We start from the raw sequence: 7,207 nt of genomic DNA, 5'->3' as shown, positions 1-7,207 counted from the left end.
AACCTCCCCATGTCCCAGCCACCTTTCCCTCGTCCGACCGTCACTCCGCCGTCCGTCTTCGCCAGCAACGAGCCCGGTGCCTTCCTGGAGGCACTCCGGTCCCCCTGGTACGCGCTCGTCGGCGACCTCCACGACGTCTTCGTCACCACCACCACGGAGTACGCCCGCTCCCGTGGCCTGAAGAACCTGCACCTGCCGCTGACGACCCGCACGATCACCTGCCCCACCGCCCTGGGCAGTGACGCCGAGCCGGTTCCGGTGAAGATCCTCGGCGTCGACACCTACCTCCCGGATTCCATGCAGTTCCTGCTGGGCTCGGGTCGCCCGGGGCGGGGGACCGTCGCAGCAGGGTCTGTGGGTCCAGGGTGCCGTCCACGAGGGAGGCCGGCGTCCGTCCGGCGGCCGAGTCGTAGCCGCCGCAGCGCGAGGGCCGCTGACCTGCGGGACGCGGAGGCCCGCCTCGGCGGGCCGTCCGGTCGCGAGCGAACCCCTGCAGGAAGGGAGCTGGTACGGCGGATGCTCATCGCGCGAGAACCGGGACCGGCGGGCCGAGCGGGACCCGGGGCTCCGGCAGCGTCTGTTCACACACGTGCCCAGCCAGGTCCGGCCAGTGTGCCGTGAGGTAGAAGTGGTCGCCGCCGGGGAAGACCCGCAGCCGGAAGGGACCACGCGTGTGCCGCTGCCAGGCGGCCGCCTCGGGGACGTCGACGACGGGGTCGGCGTCGCCCACCAGGGCGGTGACCGGCGCGGTCAGGGGCCGGCCGGGGCGGTGGCGGTAGGTCTCCAGGGCCGTGTAGTCGCCGCGCAGGACCGGCAGGGCCATCGCCAGGACGTCGGGGTACCGCAGCAGCCGGGGGTCGGTGCCCCGGGTGGTGCGCAGTTCCTCGACGAGGCCGTCGTCGTCCCGGAGCCGGACGCCCCGGTCCCGCACCCGGTCGGGGGCCCAGGCACCGGAGACGATCAGATGGGCCGGGGCGGCTCCGGCGCCCTCCAGGCGCCGGGCCACCTCGTAGGCCACGATCGCGCCCATGCTGTGGCCCAGCAGGGTCAGCGGCCGGTCCGCGAGCGGCAGGACCGCCCGGAACGCGTGCTCCGCCAGCTCGGTCAGGTCCTCCAGCCGCTCCTCGTGGATGCGTTCCTGACGTCCGGGGTACTGGACGGCGAGCGTCTCGTACGGTCCGCTCCGCTGGGCGCGGGCCGTGTCGGCGAGGGCGGCGGCCAGCGGGCGGTAGGCGCCGGCGCCGCCGCCCGCGTGCGGGAAGCACACGAGTCGGGCGGCGGGCTGCGCGGGCTCGGCGCCGAGCCCGCGCAGCCAGGGCCCCAACGCGTGCTCCGGGTACCGGCGAGCCCGGATGGCCGTCGCGGCATCACATTCCACGGGTGTAGCCTCCGTCGATCGTCAGGCTCTGCGCGGTGATCGCGCCGGCCCGGTCCGACACCAGGAAGCCGACGAGGTCGGCGGCCTCGCGTGCCTCGACGAGCCGGCGCAGGGGGATGGACTTGCGGGCCTGGCGCAGCATCCGCTCCGGGTCCGCGCCGATCTCGCCCGCCTGGGCGGCGATCTCCCGGCGCAGCATGGGTGTGTCGGTCCAGCCCGGCAGTACGGCGTTGACCGTGATGCGGCGGGAGGCGAGGTCCAGGGCGAGGGCCTTGGTGTAGCCGATCAGGCCGTGTTTGGAGGCGCAGTAAGCGGTGTTGCGCATCTTGCCGGCCTTGCCGAGGATCGAGGACGCGTTGACGATCCGGCCGCCCGCCGCGAGGTGTTCCAGGCAGGTGGCGGTGACGGCGAAGGTGCCGTGCAGGTTGATGTCCAGCACCCGCAGCCAGGTGTCCTCGTCGTCGGGTGCGTTCTCGTCGGCGATGCCGGCGCTGTTGACCAGGATGTCCAGGCGGCCCAGGGACCGCAGGGCGGGACGCAGCCGCGCCCGTACCCGGTCGCGGTCGCGCAGGTCCACGGCCAGTGCGGTGGCCTCGGCCCCGAGGCCGCGTACCTCCTTGGCGGCCGTCTCCAGCCCGTCGGCGTCACGGTCGAGCAGGACGAGGTGCGAGGCACCGGATTTGGCGAGGACGAGGGCCACCTCACGGCCGATGCCTCCGGCGGAGCCGGTGACGACGGCGGTCCTGCCCGCCAGGTCGCCTGCTGCGGGGCGCCGGCCGGGCGGTGGCGTGTCGATGTCGTTCATGTGCCGGTTCCCTTTCACGCCATCTTCAGGCCGCCGTCGATGTGCAGTACCTCGCCGGTGGTGTAGGTGTTGCGCGGGGAGGCGAGGTAGGACACGGCGTCGGCGATCGTCTCGGGCTCGGCGTAGCCCTTCACCAGCAGCCGGTTCATGATCTCGTCCTCGGCCCGGCCGCGGATGGTCTCCGTCATGTCGGTGCGGATCACCCCCGGGGCGACGGCGTTGACGAGGATGTTGCGGGAGGCGAGCTCTACGGCCATCGCCTTGGTGAACGCCTCCAGTCCGCCCTTGGCCGCCGCATAGTTGGACTGGCCGCGGCCGGGCTTGGAGGCGGCCGCGGAGGAGATGTTGACGATCCGTCCGTAGCGCTGCCGCAGCATCACGCCGGCCGCTGCCTGGACCATGAGTATCGGGGCGACGAGGTTGGTGTCCACGACCTCTCGGATGTCCTCGAGGCTCTGGTTGACCAGGAGTTCGTCGCGGGTGATGCCGGCGTTGTTGACGAGTACGTCGAGCCGGCCGAAGGCGGCGCGGACGCCGGAGATGACCTGGCGTGGCACGTCCGGGTCGGAGACGTCGCCCCGGAACAGCTCGACCCGGCGGCCGAGCTTCGCTATCCGGTCGGCGACCTGCCGTGCCTCGTCGGCCGCGCTGCGGTAGTTGAGCGCGATGTCGCATCCTTCTTCGGCGAGTTTGACGGCGATGGCCCGCCCGATGCCGCGGCTGCCGCCGGTCACCAGTGCCACCTGGCCCTGGAATTCCATGTCGCTGAGGTCCTCTCGAGTCGGGCTCACACCGAGTGCGCACTCTTGTAGTCGGCCAACCGCAGACCGTGGGCGTCGGCCAGCGCGGCGATGTCGATGACCTGCCGACGGGTGATGTTCCCGTAGGAGTAGTGCCGGTCCAGTCCGGCCAGACCCATCAGCGCGGTCTCCGCCATGCAGGCGAACAGCTGGCCCGCTTTCAGGAAGGCGCGTGCCGAGGGGTGCAGGCTCTCTCCGTTCGGAGTGGCGACGATGCCGCCGAGCATGTACGCCAGGTCGGGCCGCTGCTCGGTGAGCTCCGGGACGGCATTGTTGGGCACCGCGATGTCGCAGACCACGGCGTCGGGGGTGAAGTGGTCGCCGGTCAGGAACGGTTCGGGGCTGTTGGAGGCGGCCAGGACCAGCTGGGCCTCGCGCAGCGCGTCCGTGCTCTGGCTGATGGTGAGGAACGGGTCCTCTCCGTAGCGTTCCTCCAGGTACTGCGCGATGGCCCTGCCCCGCTCGGTCTCGTCGGCGGGCGGCTCCTCGGCGAGCCACTTCGTGATCAGCGGCTCCTCCGCCAGCCGGGCCGGGATGCCGGTCAGTTCACCACCGTCGGCGATCCGCGACCAGCACTCCCGGTAGATGCCGTACACGGTGTTGCGCAGGCGCCGTGCCGAGCCGTCGCGGCCGCTGCCGACCAGGACGATCCGGTGCAGGCGCTCGGCGAACAGCTGGCTGTACACGGAGGCGATGTTGCCGGCCGCGCCGACCACCGCGAGCGTGGAGTCGGCGAGGGTGAAGCCGCGGTCGTGCGCGCCGCGTTCCATGGCCTGCACGCCCATCGCGACGGTCAGCGCGTTGCCGGAGGTCAGCGCGATGCCGGGGACCTTCAGCGAGGTGCAGTTGTTGGTCACGATGGAGGTGTACATCCCGAGGCCGGCGGCCTCGCAGCCGTCCTCGCGGGCCGCCCGCACCCGCTCCTCGACATCCGCGCGGATCCCGGTGACGTCCCCGGAGGCCAGGTAGCGGCCCATCTGTTCGGAGCCGACCATGAGCGGGTAGAGCGCGAAGTCCACGGCGCTGCCCAGCGGCGAGGTGATCCGCACCGCGGGGTAGGGCGCCGCCTGCTTCACCGGCTCCATGCCGAGGACGAAGGACCTCAGCGCCGTGTCGCCGAGGTCGGCGAGCGCCGGGTCGACCTGCCGCAGGTGGGCGGGCGTGATCAGGTGGTTGATGAAGGCCACCTTGCGCACGGGCCCGCTCACCGGCCGCGGCGCGCCCTGCTCGTAGGGTGCCACCGCGCCCCGGAAGTCGCGGATCTCGGCGCGCGGCTTGGGGATCGTACGGTCGGTGGCGGGGTGGACGAGGTGGAGCGTGTCCTCGTAGCGCAGAATGCGGCACAGGCGCTCCAGGGCGCCGCGCAACCGCTCGATCTCCTCGTCGGTGATGTACACCGACGGCTGAATGCGCAGGACATTGCCGGCGCTGCCGGTGGGCGCGATGCGGATGCGTTCCTCGCGGAGCAGATAGCCGGAGAGCAGATAGCCCAGTGCCCCGGTGTAGGCGCTGCCGCGCAGCACCATCGAGCGGGCCTCGCCCTGGTCGCGCAGTTGGAGGCCGATGAACAGCCCCTTTCCGCGGACCTCCTCGATGACGTCCGGGTACTGCGCCTTGAGGCCTTCGAGCATCCGGGTCAGCCGTTCGCCCCGCTCGGTGACCTGCCGGTACACGCGGCCGTCGTCGGCCTCCAGCATCTCGACGACCTTGCGGGCGACGGAGGAGGAGAAGTCGTCCATCGCAAAGGTCGAGCTGTGGATCAGGTCGAACTCGTCCTGGTAGAGGGACTTGCGGACGAGCATGGCAGAGATCTTGGCGAGTCCGCCGCCCAGTGACTTGGACAGGGTGTAGTAGTCGCCGCGCAGCCCGATCAGGGAGCTGGCCAGGAAGGCGCCGCAGCGGCCCAGGCCGCTCTGCACCTCATCGATGATCAGCGCTGTGCCGAGGCGGTTGCAGAACAGCCGTACGGCCCGGCCCTGTTCGGTGGTCAGCGCGTGGATGCCGCCCTCGCCCTGCACAGGTTCGAGCAGGAAGGCGGTGATGACCGGCAGGTCCCGCTCGATCAGGCGGACCCGGCCGTCCACGACCTCGGGGTCGAGCAGCGTGACCCGCTCGTCCTCGGCGATGTGCTCCAGCGTCTCCGTCCGGCCGAGCTCGTCCATGGGTACGAACCGGACGCGGGTGCCCAGATTCTGGAAGGGCGCCCTGAATCCCGGGTTGTAGGTGAGCTGGACGCTGCCGACGAGCTTGCCGTGGAAGGAGCGCTCCAGGGCCAGGAACAGCGGCGGGGTGGCCAGGGCGGCCGCGTTGTGGGCGCCGACGGCCGCCAGCAGCCCGTCAATCCCGTCGGCGGGGGTCGCCCGCCCGCGCACGCCGGGCTGCCGGAAGGTGTCGGCCCCGATGCGCGCCTCGCCCCCGCGGACGGCCTGACGGACCTGATCGGCATGCGCCTGAACCTCGTCGGCGAGCTTCGCCGCCCTGCGCACCCGGACCAGTTCCGCGTGCTTGACCGCCGCCTCGACGGCCTCCGCCCCGCTGTTGCCGAAGGTGGCCACGTAGGGCTCCTTGGCCGAGGTCTCCCGGCGTACCGCGGCGCTGAGCGCGGCGCCGAGCCGGCCCGCCTCCTCACGCAGCGAGAACTGGGCGTGCACGGCCCGGTTGCCGTCCAGCAGCGCCTTGGCGTGCGCGACGATCCCGGGGTGGTTGTGGCCGAGGATCAGCGAACCGTAGCCGCCCATCAGGTCCAGGACCGGGACCAGTTCCCCCCGCTCGTCGCGGTGGTACATGGTGTTGCCCTCGGCTCGTTCGTACTCGACGTCCAGCCCGAGGGCGGTGAACACGCGGCCCATCCGGGGCTGCACGTACTCGGTGAACTGTGACATGGCTGATGTGCCCCTCAGATGGTGTGCGGCCGCCGGGCGAGCAGGGCTCCGGCGAACCCGTTGAACGTGCTGTGCAGGCTGAGGACGGAGTCGATCCGCCGCTTCCTGGCGCTGCCGGTGACGAAGTCGGTGCCCTCGTCCGGGGAGCCGCTCAGGTGTGCGATCGGCGGCAGCTCACCGGCCGCGAACAGCTCGGGTGCCAGGGCGAGTTCGGCTAGCGGGCCGGCCGCGCCCAGGGTGCCGACGATCGGGCGTACGGAGCTGACCGGGACCCGGCTGTCCTTCAGCAGGGTGCGCAGCAGCTCGATCTCCGCCGCGTCGTGGTGCACGGTGCCCTTGCCGTCGGCCAGGACGGCGCCCAGCACGTCGGGCGTCATGCCGTGTGCGGCCAGCAGCGCCCTGGCGCTCTCCGCGAGGTCGGCGGGGCCGACGCCGCCGTCGAGAGCGGGCCGCAGCCGGGTGCCGAGGACCTCGACGAGGGGGCGGGCACCGCGGGCGACGGCGTCCTCGGCGCGTTCCAGCACCAGCGCGACCGCGCCCTCCCCGACGACCGTGCCGTCCCGGTCCGGAGCGAAGCTGCGCACCGAGTCACGGCCGTGGCCGCCCGCGCTGAGCTGTCCGGCGCGGTACAGCCCGGCCAGCTTCAGCGCCTCGTTGTAGCTGCCCGCGCCGACCACCATGGCGGTGTCGCAGTGCCCGTGGCGCAGGCTGAACAGGGCCCGCTCCAGGGCTCCCAGGGCCGCGCCGGCGTCCTGGACGAAGGCCGCGCAGTCGCCGCGGAACCGCTCGGCGATGCTGACCAGGGCGAGGGTGTTGTTGTTCAGGGCACGGATGACGGTGAACGGGTTGAAGGTCGCCGCGTTGCCGAACGCTTCCGCCACCACGCGTTGCAGGTCGGCGCCCACCTGTGCGGAGGTGTCCGTACGGGCCCTGTCGAGGGCCTTGGTGAAGGCGGCGGCGCTCAGGTCGGTGGAGTCGTCCTGGGCGACGTACAACCCGCGCCGTTCCTCGGGGATCGCCTCCCAGCTCTCGCCCGCCTGCCGCCGGGCGTCCTGCACGGCGAGCACGGCATTGAAGGTGAAGGGGGTGCCGAACTTGCGCAGCTTGTGCGGCACGCTGTCCCGGCCCTGCTTCTGGAGCTCGTCCGGGACGTGCCCGAAGTGGGTGATCCTGCGCGAGCGGACGTAGGGGTCTCGGTAGGGCGAGAGCGCCGGCCGCGTCTCGCGCCAGGCCGTCCACAGGGCCCCGGGTCCGCGCCCGGTGGGCAGGACGGCGCCGATGCCGGTGACAACGATCTCGTCGGGAATGTCAGTGCACATAACCACGCACCACCAGACTGAGA

Annotated in this window: 5 protein-coding genes; all 5 read right to left on the bottom strand. The window is 72.1% G+C overall.

Annotated features, from left to right (window positions below):
• Positions 1 to 520 precede the first annotated feature (520 nt).
• The 5 genes from HCJ93_RS28710 to HCJ93_RS28690 are packed head-to-tail and all read right to left on the bottom strand — an operon-like array spanning position 521 to position 7,184.
• Positions 521 to 1,324, bottom strand: a complete 804-nt coding sequence (locus HCJ93_RS28710; protein ID WP_206318085.1) for a thioesterase II family protein — start codon at positions 1,322 to 1,324, stop codon at positions 521 to 523.
• Between the two features lie 43 nt (positions 1,325 to 1,367).
• The gene (locus tag HCJ93_RS28705) at positions 1,368 to 2,183 is read right to left on the bottom strand and encodes an SDR family NAD(P)-dependent oxidoreductase (RefSeq protein ID WP_167998756.1); all 816 of its coding nucleotides are present in this window, start codon (positions 2,181 to 2,183) and stop codon (positions 1,368 to 1,370) included.
• A gap of 14 nt (positions 2,184 to 2,197) precedes the next feature.
• A complete protein-coding gene (locus HCJ93_RS28700; RefSeq protein WP_167998755.1) occupies positions 2,198 to 2,944 on the bottom strand; it encodes a 3-oxoacyl-ACP reductase family protein in 747 nt (248 codons plus the stop codon).
• Between the two features lie 26 nt (positions 2,945 to 2,970).
• Complete coding sequence (locus tag HCJ93_RS28695) at positions 2,971 to 5,865, bottom strand: aminotransferase class III-fold pyridoxal phosphate-dependent enzyme (protein ID WP_167998754.1); 2,895 nt, start codon at positions 5,863 to 5,865, stop codon at positions 2,971 to 2,973.
• 14 nt (positions 5,866 to 5,879) lie between these two features.
• Positions 5,880 to 7,184 (bottom strand): beta-ketoacyl synthase N-terminal-like domain-containing protein, encoded by a 1,305-nt coding sequence (locus HCJ93_RS28690; RefSeq protein ID WP_167998753.1) that lies wholly within the window; start codon positions 7,182 to 7,184, stop codon positions 5,880 to 5,882.
• Positions 7,185 to 7,207 lie beyond the last annotated feature (23 nt).

This window comes from Streptomyces composti (genome assembly GCF_012034205.1).
In the GTDB taxonomy this organism is placed as follows: Bacteria; Actinomycetota; Actinomycetes; order Streptomycetales; family Streptomycetaceae; genus Streptomyces; species Streptomyces composti.
This window is presented reverse-complemented; position numbering and strand designations above follow the sequence as displayed.

Excerpts from the sequence above, each read along its gene's own strand:
- HCJ93_RS28705 (WP_167998756.1), bottom strand. The coding sequence starts at position 2,183 with ATGAACGACATCGACACGCCACCGCCCGGCCGGCGCCCCGCAGCAGGC.
- HCJ93_RS28700 (WP_167998755.1), bottom strand. The coding sequence starts at position 2,944 with ATGGAATTCCAGGGCCAGGTGGCACTGGTGACCGGCGGCAGCCGCGGC.
- HCJ93_RS28695 (WP_167998754.1), bottom strand. The coding sequence starts at position 5,865 with ATGTCACAGTTCACCGAGTACGTGCAGCCCCGGATGGGCCGCGTGTTC.
- HCJ93_RS28690 (WP_167998753.1), bottom strand. The coding sequence starts at position 7,184 with ATGTGCACTGACATTCCCGACGAGATCGTTGTCACCGGCATCGGCGCC.